Origin of the sequence: Corallococcus praedator, assembly GCF_003612125.1 — a bacterium.
GTDB lineage: Bacteria > Myxococcota > Myxococcia > Myxococcales > Myxococcaceae > Corallococcus > Corallococcus praedator.
Map to the genome: position 1 here is coordinate 1 of NZ_RAWI01000021.1, position 15,735 is coordinate 15,735.

General features: G+C 69.3%; 9 protein-coding genes. 3 read left to right on the forward strand and 6 right to left on the reverse strand.

What is annotated here, in order from left to right; translation table 11 throughout:
• Positions 1-505 (reverse strand): rhomboid family intramembrane serine protease (locus D7Y13_RS04610; RefSeq protein WP_279637067.1); only part of this gene is annotated, 505 nt, incomplete at its 3' end.
• A 240-nt stretch (positions 506-745) separates the two neighbouring features.
• On the opposite strand from D7Y13_RS04610, the gene D7Y13_RS04615 reads away from it, so the two are divergent.
• Both D7Y13_RS04615 and D7Y13_RS04620 read left to right on the forward strand, forming a co-directional pair.
• On the forward strand, positions 746-2,551 hold the full coding sequence (locus tag D7Y13_RS04615) for an FHA domain-containing protein (RefSeq protein WP_120583002.1): 1,806 nt from the start codon (positions 746-748) through the stop codon (positions 2,549-2,551).
• Between the two features lie 45 nt (positions 2,552-2,596).
• Entirely contained in the window at positions 2,597-3,190 is a 594-nt protein-coding gene (locus D7Y13_RS04620; protein ID WP_014398871.1) for a response regulator, read from the forward strand.
• Here the strand turns inward: D7Y13_RS04620 and D7Y13_RS04625 are convergent.
• The 3 genes from D7Y13_RS04625 to D7Y13_RS04635 are packed head-to-tail and all read right to left on the reverse strand — an operon-like array spanning position 3,187 to position 5,591.
• Positions 3,187-3,951 carry an enoyl-CoA hydratase/isomerase family protein gene (locus D7Y13_RS04625; protein ID WP_120532007.1) on the reverse strand — a complete coding sequence of 255 codons (765 nt, stop codon included), beginning with the start codon at positions 3,949-3,951 and terminating at the stop codon, positions 3,187-3,189. The two genes, D7Y13_RS04620 and D7Y13_RS04625, sit on opposite strands and share 4 nt — an antisense overlap.
• 27 nt (positions 3,952-3,978) lie before the next feature.
• Positions 3,979-4,191, reverse strand: coding sequence for a biotin/lipoyl-binding carrier protein (locus tag D7Y13_RS04630; RefSeq protein ID WP_120532008.1), 213 nt, complete (start codon positions 4,189-4,191; stop codon positions 3,979-3,981).
• A 50-nt stretch (positions 4,192-4,241) separates the two neighbouring features.
• Positions 4,242-5,591: an acetyl-CoA carboxylase biotin carboxylase subunit gene (locus tag D7Y13_RS04635; protein WP_120583003.1), complete on the reverse strand. Its 1,350-nt coding sequence runs from the start codon at positions 5,589-5,591 to the stop codon at positions 4,242-4,244.
• A gap of 173 nt (positions 5,592-5,764) precedes the next feature.
• On the opposite strand from D7Y13_RS04635, the gene D7Y13_RS04640 reads away from it, so the two are divergent.
• The gene (locus D7Y13_RS04640; RefSeq protein ID WP_233595403.1) at positions 5,765-6,109 is read left to right on the forward strand and encodes a hypothetical protein; all 345 of its coding nucleotides are present in this window, start codon (positions 5,765-5,767) and stop codon (positions 6,107-6,109) included.
• A gap of 8 nt (positions 6,110-6,117) precedes the next feature.
• Here D7Y13_RS04640 and ftsZ read toward each other — a convergent pair whose 3' ends face one another.
• The gene (gene ftsZ, locus D7Y13_RS04645; protein WP_120532011.1) at positions 6,118-7,347 is read right to left on the reverse strand and encodes a cell division protein FtsZ; all 1,230 of its coding nucleotides are present in this window, start codon (positions 7,345-7,347) and stop codon (positions 6,118-6,120) included.
• Positions 7,348-7,685: 338 nt separating this feature from the next.
• The gene (gene agmC / locus D7Y13_RS04650; protein ID WP_341870396.1) at positions 7,686-15,410 is read right to left on the reverse strand and encodes an adventurous gliding motility protein AgmC; all 7,725 of its coding nucleotides are present in this window, start codon (positions 15,408-15,410) and stop codon (positions 7,686-7,688) included.
• Between the last annotated feature and the right edge of the window lie 325 nt (positions 15,411-15,735).

Here is a 15,735-nt window from a genome sequence, read left to right on the forward strand (position 1 = left end):
CCGCCGCACGCACCCCGCCCGAAACGCCAGCCCCCCGCGTCCGCGACCGCAGGAAGACGCCCACCAGGAGCCCCGCCAGCAGGCCGCCCAGGTGCCCCGCGTTGTCCACGCCCGCGCTCGTCCACCCGAGCCACAGGAAGACGAGCACCGTGGGCAGCGCGCTCTCCCCGGAGAACCACCCGAAGCGCGCCTTCGGCCCGTTGCGCGAACGCCGCCCCAGCACCAGCAGCGCGCCCACGCAGCCGAACACGAGCCCCGAGGCGCCCACGCTCACCGTCGGCGACCACCAGAGCGAGCCCGCCATCGTCGCCAGGCCGGACACCCCCAAGAGCGCCAGGTAGTCCCACCAGCGGCACGCCCGCTCCACCGCCGAGCCCACCACCGCGAACACCAGCAGGTTGAGTCCCAGGTGCAGCCCGTCCCGGTGCAGGAGGTTGGCCGCCAGGAGCCGCCAGCCCTGCCCCACGTCCGTCACCAGGGGGCCGGCCTTGGCGCCCCACCGCACGAGCGCATCCACTCCGGGGGGGCCACCGGGCGCCAGCGCGACGTACAGAATGGCCTGCGCCCCGACCAGTGCTAGCGTGAGCCACGGTAGCCTCGACTCCCCACCCTTTCCGGCCAATCGACCGATGGACAACACTGCCTCCCTGACCCTGGGATGGGCAAAAAACCCTGTTGTTCCCGGGGGATACATGGCTTGTCTCGGCAAAGGGCATTCTGCTATAGCTGTACTCGGACCGGACCCGTGCTGAAGCTCATCATCGAAGACGACGAGGGGCGCAAGACCGTTGTTCCCTTCGTGCGCGACGAAATCACCATTGGCCGTCAGGAGGGCAACACGATCCGCCTGACCGAGCGCAACGTGTCACGTCGACACGCTCGACTCGTGCGCCTCAATGGTCACGTCGTGCTCGAAGACCTGGGGAGCTACAACGGCACCCGGATCAACGGTGAACGCGTCGCAGGCCAGCTCCCTCTCAAGGAGGGCGACCTCATCCAGATCGGCGACTACGATCTGGCGCTGCAGGTCGAAGGCGCGGCCGCCACCGCCGCCCCTACTGGCGCCATCACCGCCAAGGTGCCTGCCTCCCGCCGGGCGGAGCCCGACGACGAGGACGACGCCCCGGCGCCCGCCGCGTCGCAAGACGACGAAGAGGAGGACGAGGACGGCGCCGAGGATGGCGACGAACACGACCACACGCCTCCGTCGGCGGAGATGCGGCGCAACGCCACCTCCATCATCCGCATGGATCAGATGGAGGCGGACCGCCCCCGCAAGGTGGAGCGCGTCCCGGACGACGAGCAGCCCCGGCTGCTGGTGCTGTCCCCCACCGAATTCAAGGGCCAGGAGTACGACTGCAACCGCACGGAGCTGCGGATCGGTCGCACGTCGGAGAACGACATCGCCCTGGACCACCGCTCGCTGTCCCGCACGCACGCGAAGATCGTGCGCGAGGAGACCGGTGAGTGGCGCGTCATCGACATGCAGTCGGCCAACGGGATGACGGTCAACGGCGAAAGCTACGCCCAGGCCACGCTGTCGCACGGCGACGTCATCGAGATGGGCCACGTGAAGCTGCGCTTCGTGGGCCCGGGCACGCTGGCGGAGGACATCGCCGCGCAGAGCCGCTCGGGCTCGAAGAAGATGCTCGTGACCGCGGTCGTCGCGTTCCTGTCCATCGCCGCGGGCGCCGCCATCTTCGTGGTGAAGGGCGAGGAGTGGTTCGGTCCGCCGCAGCCGCCGCCCGTCGTCACCGACAATCAGCCCCCGCCGACGAACCCGCCCGACACCGCGCCTCCGCAGCAGCCTGAGACCGTGGTCGCGACGCCGGAGACGCCGCCGGACACGAAGACCCCTGAAGCCCCGAAGCCTCCCGCGGTGACCCGCGACGACTTCTACGCGGCCCTCAAGGACGGCAACCTCCAGAACGCCGCAGCCGTCCTGAAGGGGCTGCGGGAGACCGCGAAGGGGCCGGCGTCCGCCAAGGCGCTGGATGGACTGGAGAACGACCTCAAGCGGGAGACCGCGGCCGACAAGGGCCTCACCGACACGGAGACCGCCCTGAACCAGGGCAATGACGCGGAGGCCATCCGCGTCTTCGCGAAGGTGTCCAAGGACACGGTCTTCGCCAGCCGCTACAGCGACCTGGGCGCCCGGGTGGACGAGGCGAAGAAGAAGGCCGCGGAGGAACCTCCGCCGGAAGCCCCGGTCGCCGCCGCGGAGACCGACGCGACCCGGGAGAAGTTCAAGGTCATCAACCAGCAGGCCTATGACCTCGCGACCGCGCGCAAGTACGACGAGGCGCTCAAGGTGGCCCAGCAGTGCCCGGCCATCGCCGCCAGCAATCCGGATTGTGCGCTGCTGCTGGGGTACCTGTATGCCAAGGTCAAGGACTTCAAGAAGAGTGAGGAAAACTACGAGCGTTTCCTCACCCTGGCCCCACCGGATCACCCCCGCCGGACGCGGGTGATCGACATCCTGAAAGTCAACAAGGCCGAAGGGGCAGGCTCCCCCCAGGACAAACCTTCCGCCCAGAAGACCAGTCAGTAATTCCCCCCCGCAGCACTTCCCTCAACCTTGCAGCGAGGAGACGCTGTGCAGATTCGCATCCTGGTAGTTGATGACGAGCAGGACAACTGCGACTACCTCAAGCTGGTGCTGACCCGTGAGGGCTACGAGGTGGTCACCACCACCGACCCCACCCAGACGGTGGACATCCTCCGGGGCTCTGACTTCCACCTCGTCATCCTCGACATGATGATGCCGCAGATGTCGGGCACCGAAGTGTTGGAGCTCATCCGCAAGTACGACACGGACATCGCGGTCATCGTCGCCACGGCCTATCCCACGGTGGACACGGCGGTCGCCTCGCTCAAGGCGCAGGCGTCCGACTACGTGAAGAAGCCCATGGAGCCGGAGCAGTTCACGGCCGCCGTGCGCAACGCCCTCCAGAAGAAGGGTCTGTCGCAGGACCCGGAGGCGGACCTTCACCGCGCCATCGGCCGCACCATCCGCGACGCCCGCAAGACGCAGGAGCTCACGCTCAAGCAGCTTGCCCGCCGCACCGGCCTGTCCGTGTCCCTGCTGTCGCAGATTGAACGCGCGGAATCCTCCGCGTCCATCTCGTCGCTCTACAAGATCGCCTCCGCGCTCCAGCTGCGCATGGGCGAGCTGTTCGGCGACACCTAGCGCCCGTTGAACAGGGGCGCGCGCTTCTCCAAGAAGGCCGCGCGCCCCTCCTTCGCATCCTCGCTGCCGAACGCCTCGCCGCGCACCTGACGCAGCCGCGCGACGTCCTCCGGAGCCAATCCGGAGCGCGCCAGCAGCCCGAACGCCTCCTTCATCCCCGTCACCGCCTTCGGGGCCTGCGCGGCCAGCGTCGCGCACAGCGCCAGCGCGCGCCCCTCCGCGTCCTCCAGGCACTCGTCCAGCAGCCCCCACGCCAGGGCCTCCGCCGCCGGCAGCCTGCGCGCGGTGAGGAACAGCTGCTTGGCCCGGGACAGCCCCACGAGCCGCACCGCCCGCGCCAGGCCCTCCGGCGAGTACACGATGCCCAGCCGGGCCGGGGGCATGAGGAAGAACGCGTCCTGGGCGCCCACGCGGAAGTCGCACGAGGCCGCCAGGTCGAAGCCCGCGCCCACCGCGCCGCCCTGCACCAGCGCCACCGACGGCACCGGGTGCCGCTCCAGCTTCAGCAGGCACGCCACCAGGGGGTCATCCGGCAGCCGCCCGTCCGCGCCGGGAGGCCCCAGGTGCGTCAAATCGTAGCCCGCGCAGAAGTGCCCTCCCTGCCCGCGCACCAGCAGCACGCGCACGTGGGGGGCGGGCTCCAGCGCCGCGTCCAGGCGGGCCAGCAGCGCGTCGTTGAGGGCATTGCGCCGCGAGGGGTTGGAGACGGTGAGCACCCGGACGCCGCCCTCGCGGTCCTCCACTTCCAGCGTGGGCTCCATCGCCGTCTCCTGGAACACGGGCCCGGACTAGCCGAGCACCACGAGGACGTCGCCCTCGTTGACCGGCTGCGCTTCCTTGCAGCGGATCTCCTTCACCGTGCCGCCTTCGTCGGTCTCCACCGGCATCTCCATCTTCATCGACTCGAGGATGACGAGCGTGGTGCCGGGCTCCACCTTGTCGCCGACCTTCACCTCGATCTTCCACACCGTGCCCGTGATGTGCGCCGCAACGTCCGCCATGAACCAGTCCCTCCTCGGGTGTGAAAACGATGCGCGGCCTGCCCGCGCTCCTACGGCTTCGCGTGATGATCCAGGAAATGCGTGTCCAGCTCGCCCGCGCTGAAGGCAGGGTCCTTCAGGATGCGCAGGTGCAGCGGGATGTTCGTCTTGATGCCCTCGATGCGGAAGTTCTCCAGCGCCTTCACCGCGCGGGCAATCGCCTCGTCGCGCGTGGCGCCGGTGATGATGAGCTTCGCGATCATCGGGTCGTAGTTCGGCGTCACCACGTCGCCCTCGGCATAGCCCGAGTCCAGGCGCACGCCCTCGCCCGTGGGCGGCTGGTACACCTTCAGCGGGCCAGGGGACGGGAAGTACTTCACCGGGTCTTCCGCGTAGATGCGGAACTCCAGCGCCGCGCCCTTCCGCTTCACGTCCTCCTGCTTCACCGTCAGCTTCTCACCCGCGGCGATCCGCAGCTGCCAGCCGATGAGGTCCAGGCCCGTGGTCAGCTCCGTCACCGGGTGCTCCACCTGGAGCCGGGCGTTCATCTCGATGAAGTACACCTGCCCGTCCGAGTACAGGAACTCCACCGTGCCCGCGTTCGCGTAGCCGAACGCCTTCGCCGCGGTGACGGCCGCCGTGAAGAGCTTCTCCGACAGCGCCGCGTTCTTCCCGTTCGCGAACAGCACCGACGGGGCCTCCTCCACCACCTTCTGGTGCCGGCGCTGGATGGAGCACTCGCGCTCCAGGCCGTGGATGAGGTGGCCGTGGGTGTCGCCCAGGATCTGGACCTCGATGTGGCGGGGCGCCGGGAAGTAGCGCTCCAGGTACACGCCCTCGCGGCCGAAGGCGGCCTTCGCGCGGTCCGTGCACTGACGGTAGACCTTCTCCAGCTCCGCGGGGGTGTTCGCCGCCGCCATGCCGATGCCGCCACCGCCGCTGGCGGCCTTGCACAGCACCGGGTAGCCGATGCGCTCCGCGGCCTCCAGGGCGCTCTGCACGTCCGGCAGCACGCCGTCGCTGCCGGGCACCACGGGCACGCCCGCGGCGGACACCAGCTTGCGCGCCTGGCTCTTGTCCTTCATCCGCGCCATGGCCTCCGGCGGCGGCCCCACGAACACCAGGCCCGCGTCCGCGCACGCCTGCGCGAACTCGCCGTTCTCCGACAGGAAGCCGTACCCGGGGTGCACGGCCTGCGCGCCCGTCTTCTTCGCCGCCTCCAGGATGGCGGGGATGCTCAGGTAGCTGTCCTTCGCCGGCGCGGGACCGATGCGCACCGACTCGTCCGCTTCCTTCACGAAGGGCAGCGTCGCGTCCGCGTCCGAGTACACGGCGACCGTCTTGACGCCCATGCCTCGGGCCACCGTCCCGATGCGGCGCGCGATTTCACCCCGGTTGGCGATGAGCAGCTTCTGGAACATGGCGGAAACCCCGGCGTTGCGAAGGGCGGCCAAACTAACCCCCACCCCCCTGCCTGACAAGCGCTCGGGCAGGCGCGCAACAGGTCCGTACAGTCCCGTAAATTTGCGGGGTTGAGGACCCCTGGCGTACCTTGCCCGACGTGAAGCCTCCCTCGACAGGAACGGAAGGCGTCGTGGACCTGCATGGTGCCCGTCGCGCTCGCCGTCTGGATTTGTACCGCACCCGGCTCAATGAGCGGGTACAGGACACTCGCGCCAATCTGGTGACGCTCTACCAGGGCGGCACCCTCTTCACGCCCGACGGCACGAAGCAGGGCCGCTCGCTGCTCAAGGCCCTCCAGTTGCTGCAGCGCGTTGGCCCCAAGCTGGAAGAGCTGGCCGGCAGTGGCGTCCTGCCCGCCCCCCGTGCGTCGGAGCGCATCGACGCGCTCTACGACGAGGTGGACGGCCTGTTCACCCGCTGTGACCGCCTCACCGGCCGGGGCACGGCGAGCGTCGCCCGCCTCCCCCGCCGTTAAGCCCTGCCCTACGGCAGTTCCGTCTGGCCCTGACGGCGCAGGAACGTCGGGATGTCGAACTGATCCTCGTCCAGGGGCAGCGCCGCGTCCTTCACCACCGACGTGCGCGCGCTCTGCATGGAGGACTTCGGGTTCTCCACCGTGGACATGCTCGGACGGGGCGTGCTCTTCGCGGGCACCAGGCTGGCCACCTCCTCGCGGGAGGAGGACAGCACCGACGGCGCGGGACGGCTGGGCAGCGGGACCTGGACCACCTGCGCCATGGGCCGCACCTTGGCCGCCTCGCGGTGCACGAAGCCCGTGGCGATGATGGTGATCTTCACCTCGTCCTGGATCTGCTCGTCGATGAGCGACCCGAAGATGATCTCCGCCTCGCCGTCCGCCGCGTCGTGCACCAGCGTCAGCGCCTCGTTGACCTCCTGCAGGGTCATGTCGCGGCCGCCCGTGATGTTGATGAGCAGGCCGGTGGCGCCGTCGATGGAGACGTCCTCCAGCAGCGGGCTGGAGATGGCCTGCTGCATGGCGATGACCGCGCGCCGGTCGCCGCAGGCGTTGCCCGTGCCCATGAGCGCCAGGCCCTTGTCGCTCATGATGGTCTTCACGTCCGCGAAGTCCACGTTGATGTAGCCGTGGTACTGGATGAGGTCGCTGATGCCCTGCACGGCGTTGAGCAGGACCTCGTCCGCGCGCTTGAAGGTCTCCAGCAGCGGCATGGGCTCGTTGGAGAGCGACAGCAGGCGCTGGTTGGGGATGGTGATGAGCGTGTCCACCGCGGCCTTGAGCTCCACGATGCCCTGCTCGGCCTGCTTGCGGCGCTTGTTGCCCTCGAAGAGGAACGGCTTGGTGACGACGCCGACGGTGAGGCAGCCCAGGCTCTTGGCGATGTCCGCGATGATGGGCGCGGCGCCAGTTCCGGTGCCACCGCCCATGCCGGCCGTCACGAAGACCATGTCGGCGCCTTCCAGCACCGCGGCGATCTGATCGCGCGACTCCAGCGCGGCCTCGCGGCCCATCTCCGGGTTGGCGCCGGCGCCCAGCCCCTTGGTGAGGGCCTGGCCCAGTTGCAGTCGGGTGGGCGCCTTGCTGGCGGCGAGCGCCTGGACATCGGTGTTGGCGGCGATGAAATCGACGCGATCCAGCTTCGACAGAATCATCGTGTTGACCGCGTTGCAGCCCGCCCCGCCCGCGCCCACGACACGAATCTTCGCGGCCTGCTTGTTCTGCTCGAACTGGTCCATGTCGTTCCTCTTGGCGGAAGCACCCCAGCGCCGTCCGCGATGACTGCCGCCTTCGACAATCATCAGGAAGTCGGGCGCTTTGGCAAGTATTCCGCTACCAGCCTGTAGCGCCCTGCTGCGGTGTCGAGTCCTGACGCCCACTTACGCGCGCGGCGTCAGCAGTCATGCGTGCGCGTCGGTGGGTGAAACGCCCTCTTGACTCGCGCGCATGACTCGCCGTGGTCGGTTGTGCGCGCCTCGCACGCCTGGGGACGTGTGGAGACGGGGTCCGGATGACGAAAAGGCCCGGCTCCCTCTACGGGAACCGGGCCTTCGCGCTCAAGCACGACGGTGAAGGACTACGGGGCCGGACGCTCGATTTCGACCTTGCCCATCTTCACGATGTTGAACTCCACGCGGCGGTTGTTCTCCCGGCCCGCGGCCGTCTTGTTGGAGTCCACCGGCTTCGTCTCGCCGAAGCCCTCGGAGGTGAGGCGCTCCTGCGCGATGCCGTCGTTCACCAGGAACGTGCGCACGTTGGCGGCGCGGCGCTTGGACAGGTCCAGGTTGGCGGCGTCCTTACCCTGGTCGTCCGTGTGGCCCTCGACGCTCAACAGCTCCACCTGCGGGTTGGCGCGCAGCACCGCGGCCACCTGCTTCAGCAGCGGGAACGAGCGCGGCAGGATGACGTCCTTGCCCGTGGCGAAGTAGACCTTCTCCAGGATGAGGATGCGCTCGCCCTCGACGAGCACCTTGACCTTGCCCTTGTCCGGGCAGCCGTCCTCGTCGGTGACGCCGTTGATGGTCTCCGGCTCCAGCGGGCACTTGTCCGCCGTGTCCGGGATGCCGTCCTTGTCGTTGTCCGGATCCGGGCAGCCGTCCTCGTCCTGGAAGCCGTCCTTGTCCTCGGGCGCGTTCGGGCACTTGTCGTCCGGATCCATCAGGCCGTCGCCGTCGGAGTCCACCGGGGCGGGCGGAGGCGGAGCGGGCTTGGTGTCCGGGCAGCCGTCGGTGTCCTCGTACGCGTTGACCGTCTCCGGCTCGTTCGGGCACTTGTCCGCCGTGTCCGGGATGCCGTCGTTGTCGTTGTCCGGGTCCGCGCAGCCGTCCGCGTCCTGGAAGCCGTCGAAGTCCTCCGGCCCTTCCGGGCACACCGGCCGGGGAGGCGCCGGGGCACGCTCGGGGGTGCTGTAGCTGAGGCCCGCGAGCACCCGGAAGGTGGGCGTGCCGTAGCCATGCGTCAGGCCCGGGCCCGCGCCCACGTGGGCGGCGAGCCCGCTGGTGGCGCGGTACTTCAGCGCCGCGAGCAGCTCCAGGGGGATCTCCTCTTCATCCTGCTGCTTGAAGCCCAGCGCGCCCGCCAGCGTGGCCTCCACGGCCAGGGGCACCTTGCCCAGTTCGAAGGGCACCTGCGCGCCCAACCCGTACGCCAGCGCGCTGCCGGTGTTCAGGTTGCGCAGCTGCTGCGACTTGCGCAGGTCCACGCCCACGTTGGCCAGCACCCGGAAGCGACGGCCGTACTCGGCCACCAGGCGCGGGTTCACGGACACGCCCGACCCGCCGAGGAAGTCCGAGGCGCCGCCGGTGGGCAGCGACACGGGCACCGCCAGCGACAGGCCGTAGCTCTCACCTTCCAGCAGCCGCGCCTTCGGGATGAACCGCAGGTCGCCGATGCCGCCGCCGCTCACCCCGTTGGCGAAGGAGGGGTCCACGGCCGGCGAGTTCTCCGAGCCCTGGATGGTGATGGGCAGCACGACCCCGATTTCGAACCGGTCGAGGAAGCCCACCGCGCCCATCAGGTCCACGCCCACCTGGCTCTTCACCAGGGAGGTGACGTACTCGTCCTTGCGGGGGTCGAAGAAGTTGAGCGGCTTGTCGGCGTAGTTGACCGAAAGCCCCACGTTCCACCCCAGGTGCCGCTGCACCTTCGCGCCGTGCAGGCCGAGCACGTCCGACACGCCCGGACCCGGCTTGTACTGCTGCACGTCGATGGCCTGCGACACCGCGCCGGCCTGCGCCAGCGCGGCCGGGGCCGCGAAGAGCGCGGCCACGAACATCGCGACAGCCCCACCCGCGCGGGCCAGGAGCTGCCCGGCCTTGCGGATGCGGCGGCCCACCAGGGGCAGGGCCAGCAGCATCAGCGCGAAGGGCGCCAGCGAGCCCGTCCCACCCGTGCTGCAGCCGTGGCCCACGACGAGGAAGTCGTCGTTGGCGTCGAGCGGGTTGGAGCCGCCCTGCACCTCCACGCCGTCGTCGATGCCGCCCTCGTCGGTGTCCTTCTTGTTCGGATCCGTCTCCGTGGCGTCGCGGCGGCCGTCGTGGTTGGCGTCTTCCGCGCCGTCCTTCAGGCTGTCACCGTCCGTGTCCGGGTTCTTCGGATCCGTCTTCGTCGTCGGATCGGCGTCCGGCTTGAAGTTCGGAGAGGACTTGTCGGTGCCCGGAGGCGCGGTCTCGGCGGTGACGCCCAGCTCCGTGCCGTCGTTGATGCCGTCGTTGTCGCTGTCCGGGTCCAGCGCGTCGAGGGTGCCGTCGCCGTCCGTGTCGGTCAGCCCGTCGATGCCGTCCGCCACGCCGTCGTCGTCGGTGTCGGAGTCGAACGGATCCGTACCGGCTTCGATTTCACGCTGGTTGCTGATGCCGTCGCCGTCCGCGTCGTTGTCGTCCGCGGGGTTGTTCGGATCCGTCTCCAGCACGTCCACGCGGCCGTTGTGGTTCGCGTCTTCGATGCCGTCGAACACGCTGCCACCGTCGGTGTCCTTGTTGAGCGGGTTGGTCTTCGTGGCGGGATCCTGGTCCGCGACGAACTTCGTCGGGTCGGTGTCGTCGCCCTGGGGCTCGGTGAGGCCCAGCTCCAGACCGTCCGTCAGGCCATCGCCGTCGGTGTCCGCCTCGTTCGGGTCCGTCTCATCCGCGTCCACGATGCCGTCGTGGTCCTTGTCCTCGTTGCCGTCCAGGATGCCGTCGTCATCCGAGTCGTCGTCCAGCGGATCCGTGCCGCCGACCTTGACCTCGACGCCGTCGGGGATGCCGTCGCCGTCGGTGTCCGGGTTGTTCGGATCCGTGCCGATGATGGCCTCTTCCACGTCCGGCAGACCGTCGTTGTCCGAGTCCGCCGTTCCCGTCGAATCCACCGTGAAGGTGGAGGACGCGGTCGAGCTCGTGGCCGTACCGTCCGTGGACACCGCCGTCACCGTGTACGTGCCATTGGCCAGCGGGCCGGGCAGCGCCTGACTCCAGCTGCCAGAAGCATCCACCGCGATGGGGCCGTAGTTCGTGCCCTGGAACGTCACCGTCACGCTCGTCGCGTTCGCGGTCGTGCCCGTCACCGTCACCGAGGTGGAGGCGACGGTCGAGCCGTTGGCCGGAGCGGTGATGGCCACCGTCGGCGCCGCCACGTTCACCGTGAAGGTGGAGGTCGCGGTGGGGCTGGTGTTGCCCGCCGCGTCCTCGGCCACCGCGGTCACGGTGTACGAGCCGTTGGTCAGCGGGCCCGGGAGCGCCTGGCTCCAGTTGCCCGAGGCATCCACGGCGATGGGGCCGTAGTTGGTGCCCCGGAAGGTGACCGTCACGGACGTGGCGCCCGTGGACGTACCCGTCGCCGTCACGTTCGGGTTGGTCACCGTCGAACCGTTGGCCGGCGTGGTGATGGCCACGGTCGGAGCGGTCAGGTCCACCGTGAAGGTGGTGGTCGCGGTGGGGCTGGTGTTGCCCGCCCCGTCCACGGCCACGACGGTCACGGTGTACGTGTCCTCATCCAGCGGACCCGGCAGCGTGTAGCTCCAGTTGCCGGAGGCATCCACCGTGATGGGGCCGTAGTCCGTGCCTTCGAAGGTCAGCGTCACGGACGTCGCGTCCACGGAGGTACCGGTCACCGTCACCGTGGAGGTGTTGACGAACGCGCCGTCGGCCGGCGTGGTGATGTCGACCTCCGGGCCCGTCAGGTCCACCGTGAAGGAGGTCTGGTCGGGCGTGCTGGTGTTGCCCGCGGCGTCCGTGGACACGGCCGTCACGGTGTAGTCGCCATCCGTCAGGGTCACCGGCAGCGTGAAGTTCCAGTTGCCCGCGCCATCCACGGCGATGGGGCCGTGGTTGGTGCCCTGGAAGGTAAGCGTCACGGACGTGGCGCCCGTGGACGTACCCGTCACCGTCACCGTGTCGGTGCCAATCGTCGAACCGTCGGCCGGCGTGCTGATGGCGACCGTCGGATCGGTCAGGTCCACCGTGAAGGTGGATGTCGCGGTGGAGCTGGTGTTGCCCACGCTGTCCACGGCCACCGCGGTCACGGTGTACGTGTCTTCGGCCAGGGGGCCGGGCAGCGTGTAGCTCCAGTTGCCGGAGGCATCCACCGTGATGGGGCCGTGGCTGGCGCCGTCGAAGGTGAGCGTTACGGACGTCGCGCCCGAGGACGTACCCGTCACCGTCACGGTATCGGTTCCCACCGAGGTGCCGTTGGCCGGGGTGCTGATGGCTACCTGCGGGCCAGTCAGGTCCACGTCGAAGTTGGAGGTCGCGGGGGTGCTGTCATTGCCCGCCGCGTCCGTGGACACCGCCGTCACGGTGTACGCGCCTTCGGTCAGGGTGACCGGCAGCAGGTAGCTCCAGTTGCCGGAAGCATCCACCGTGATGGGACCGGAGTCGGTGCCCTGGAAGGTGACCGTCACGAACGTCGCACCCGTGGAGGTACCCGTCACGGTCACCGTGCTGGTGCCCACCGTGGAGCCGTCCGCCGGAGAGCCGATGGCCACCGTCGGAGCGGTCTGGTCCACCGTGAAGGTGGAGGTCGCGGGCGTGCTGGTGTTGCCCGCCCCGTCCGTGGCCGTGGCCGTCACCGTGTAGTCCCCATCCGAGAGGGGGCCGGGCAGCGCGAAGCTCCAGTTACCGCCCGTCACCGTGATGGGGCCGTAGCTGGCGCCGTCGAAGGTGAGCGTCACGAAGTCCGCGTCCGTGGCGGTGCCCGTCACCGTGACGTTGGGGGTGTTCGTCGTGGAGCCGTTGGCCGGCGTGGTGATGGCGACCACCGGGGCGGTCTGGTCCACCGTGAAGGTGGAGGACGCCGTGGTGCTGTTGGTGCCACCAGCGTTCGTGGACACCGCCGTCACCGTGTACGAGCCATCGGCCAGGGGGCCGGGCAGCGCCTGGCTCCAGTTGCCCGAGGCGTCCACCGTGATGGGGCCGTAGTCGATGCCCTGGAAGGTGACCGTCACGCGCGTCGCGTTCGCGGACGTACCGGTCACCGTCACGCTCGGATTGGCCGTCGTGGAGCCATTGGCCGGCGTGCTGATGGCCACCGTCGGCGCCGCCACGTTCACCGTGAAGGTGGAGGTCGCCTGCGCGCTGTTGGTGCCGTACGCATTCGTGGACACCGCCGTCACGTTGTACGTGCCGTTGGGCAGCGGGTTCGGGGTGAGCACCTGGCTCCAGTTACCGCCCGTCACCGTGATGGGCCCGTAGTTGGTGCCGTTGACGGTGAGGTTCACCGTCGTGGCGTTCGCGGCCGTGCCAGACACCGTCACGTTGGCGGGATTGGTCACCGTGGCGCCGTTGGCCGGCGTGGTGATGGCCACCGTCGGGGCCGGCACGGCCACCGTGAAGGTGGACGAGGCCTGGGTGCTGTTCGTCGTGCCGTTCGAGGACACCGCCGTCACGGTGTAGCTACCGTTGGTCAGCGGGCCCGGCAGGGCCACGCTCCAGGTGCCGCCGCTCAGTGTGGCCGGGTAGTCCGTGCCCTGGAAGGTCACCGTGACGCTGGTCGCGTTCGCGGCCGAGCCCGTCACCGTCACGTTGGGATTCGTCACCGTCGAGCCGTTGGCGGGCGCCGTGATGGCCACCGTCGGGCCCGCCACCGTGAAGGTGGAGGTCGCGGCCGTGCTGTTCGTGGTGCCGTTGGTGGACACCGCATTCACGGTGTAGCTGCCGTTGGCCAGGGGGCCCGGGACCGTGGCGGTCCAGTTACCGCCCGTCACCGTGTAGGGGCCGTAGTTCGTCCCGTTCAGCGTGAACGAGACAGACGTCGCGTTCGCGGCCGTGCCCGCGACCGTCACGTTGGTGGGATTGGTCACCGTCGAGCCGTTGGCCGGCGTGGTGATGGCCACCGTCGGGGCCGGCACGGCCACCGTGAAGGTGGAGGTCGCCGTGGTGCTGTTCGTCGTGCCGTTCGTGGACACCGCCGTCACGGTGTACGTGCCGTTGGCCAGCGGGCCGGGCAGCGCCTGACTCCAATTGCCGCCCGTCACTGTAGCGGGACCGTAGTTCGTGCCCTGGAACGTCACCGTCACGGACGTGGCGTTCGTGGCCGTGCCCGTCACCGTCACGGTGGGGTTCGTCACCGTGGAGCCGTTGGCCGGCGCGGTGATGGCCACCGTCGGCCCGGCGACGATGGTGAAGGTGTTGGTGTTGCTCTTGAGACTCGCCAGGCCGTTGCTCTCCGCGTACGCGTAGACGGAGTGGGCCGCGACGGAGAGCTGGACGGTGGGCGTGAAGGTCCAGTTGCCCGAGGCATCGGACATCGTCCGACCAATCTCCTGGTTGTCCACGACGACGACGATGGTCGTGTTCGCCGGGCCCGTGCCGGTGAAGGCGGGCGTCCGGTTGGTCGTGGTGGAGCCATTGGCCGGCGTGACGACAACCGGCGCAGCGGGCGTGGTCAGCGGAGACGTGAGCGTGTTGACGACGCCGACGTTGCCAGGTGCCGCCCCGTACGACGCACCATCATAGATGGAACTCGCGAGCGCCTGCGTACCCGCCGCGCCACCCGAGGTCGCAGTGGCGGGCGTCGTCGTGCAGTTGAGGGTCGCGCCCTGGAGGAAGATGTTGCCACCGCCGGCGCCGCCGCCCGTGCCGTGCTCCACGGCAGTGCTGCTGCCGCCGCTGCCACCCTTCGCGGAGACGTTGCCAGCGTTGCAGCTCAGCGCGCCATTGAACCGCAGCGACACCGTACCACCCGCCCCACCACCACCCGCGGCGTCATTGTCAGAGCTTCCGCCAGCAGTGCCATCCGCGCTGATGGAGCCAGCGCCCGCGAGCGAGCCACCACGAATGAACACGATGCCACCGGCATTGCCTCCCGCGCCGCTGGTGTCGTCGTTGCCATGGCCACCACCGCCACCACCGCCGAACAGGAGCCGGGTCGTCGGATCGAAGAGCATCCTGCCGCCCCCCATACCGCCCACGGGTCGCGCGGGGCCTTGGTCCCCCGTCCAGGTTCGACCGCCGATACCGCCCGCGCCGCCATTACCACCACCGCCACCACCCGAGTTGTGACAGATGCCACCACCGCCACCGTTGAGAACGTTGCCACGACCCAGGGCGGTCGCGGCCGGGGGGGGCGACAGCGGCACCTTGAACTTGGCCGGGAAGACGCTCTCGCCCTTGACGGCACCGCCCGGGTACGGCTCGTCGTTGGCCGTGCACAGGTCGCCACCACCATTGGTCTTCTCGCCTCCCCGGAAGCCCGTGCCGTTGGCGGAGATGGTGCCGTTGTTGATGACCGCGCCCTGGGCCAGGAACACGACGACGCCACCCAGGTTGTCCGTGGAGTCGTCGTCGTTGGACCAGACCTTCGCGACGATGCTCGCGCCCGCGTTGATGGTCACAGTCGTGTACTCCGGCACGCGGATGACCTGCGCGGAGGTACGAATCGCTGTCGCCGACGTACCGCCCAGGAACTGCTGCGTGAGCGTCGTCCCGGTGGCGAAGTTCAGACGGGTCGCGGTGAGCGACGTCACCCGCGCGAACTGCCAGCGGCCCACATTCTCCGCCGTGAAGTTGAACGGGCCCGCTGTGCCAGACACCGGCGTGGTTCCATTCCAGCCGGTGGTCTGGAACACCATCACCAGATCGCCCACGGCGAAGCCCGTCGTGGACGTCACCGTCACGAAGGTGGCGCCCGCGTTCGCGGTCGCCGTCAACCGCGTGTACGTGTTGATGACCGTGTTGGGGCCAGCGACGGTCAACGCTCCGTTGTGGCCGTTGCCAAGGCCGAAGGTGTCCGGTTCGGCCATGGCCGGCGGCGCCATGAACACGGCGCACAGCAGGGCCAGGAGGCCCGCGGCGGAGCGGCGAACTCCCGGCAAGGGCGTCAGCAACCGCGTCTTCTTTTGTGGAGTCATAAGGTCAGGGGCTCGCGCGAACAGCGGGATGGTTCCGAGGGCCTGAAGCCCCCCTAGCAAGCCGGGCGCCATCCTCTGTCGGATTTTCATTCCCACCAAATCCGGGCACTTGCGCGGCTTGCCCAGCGTCCTTACGAGCGGCGTCCGGAAGGTGGATCCAGTTTCCAGAATCTGGAAGGCCTCCAGCGTCTCCGGCTGACGCGTCAGCGTGCGCCGTTGACGCGTCAGCCCTACCCCGCGCGTCCCCCCCAGAAACGCGAAAGGGCCCCCCGAAGGGAGCCCTGACTCAGCGTGTCACCAC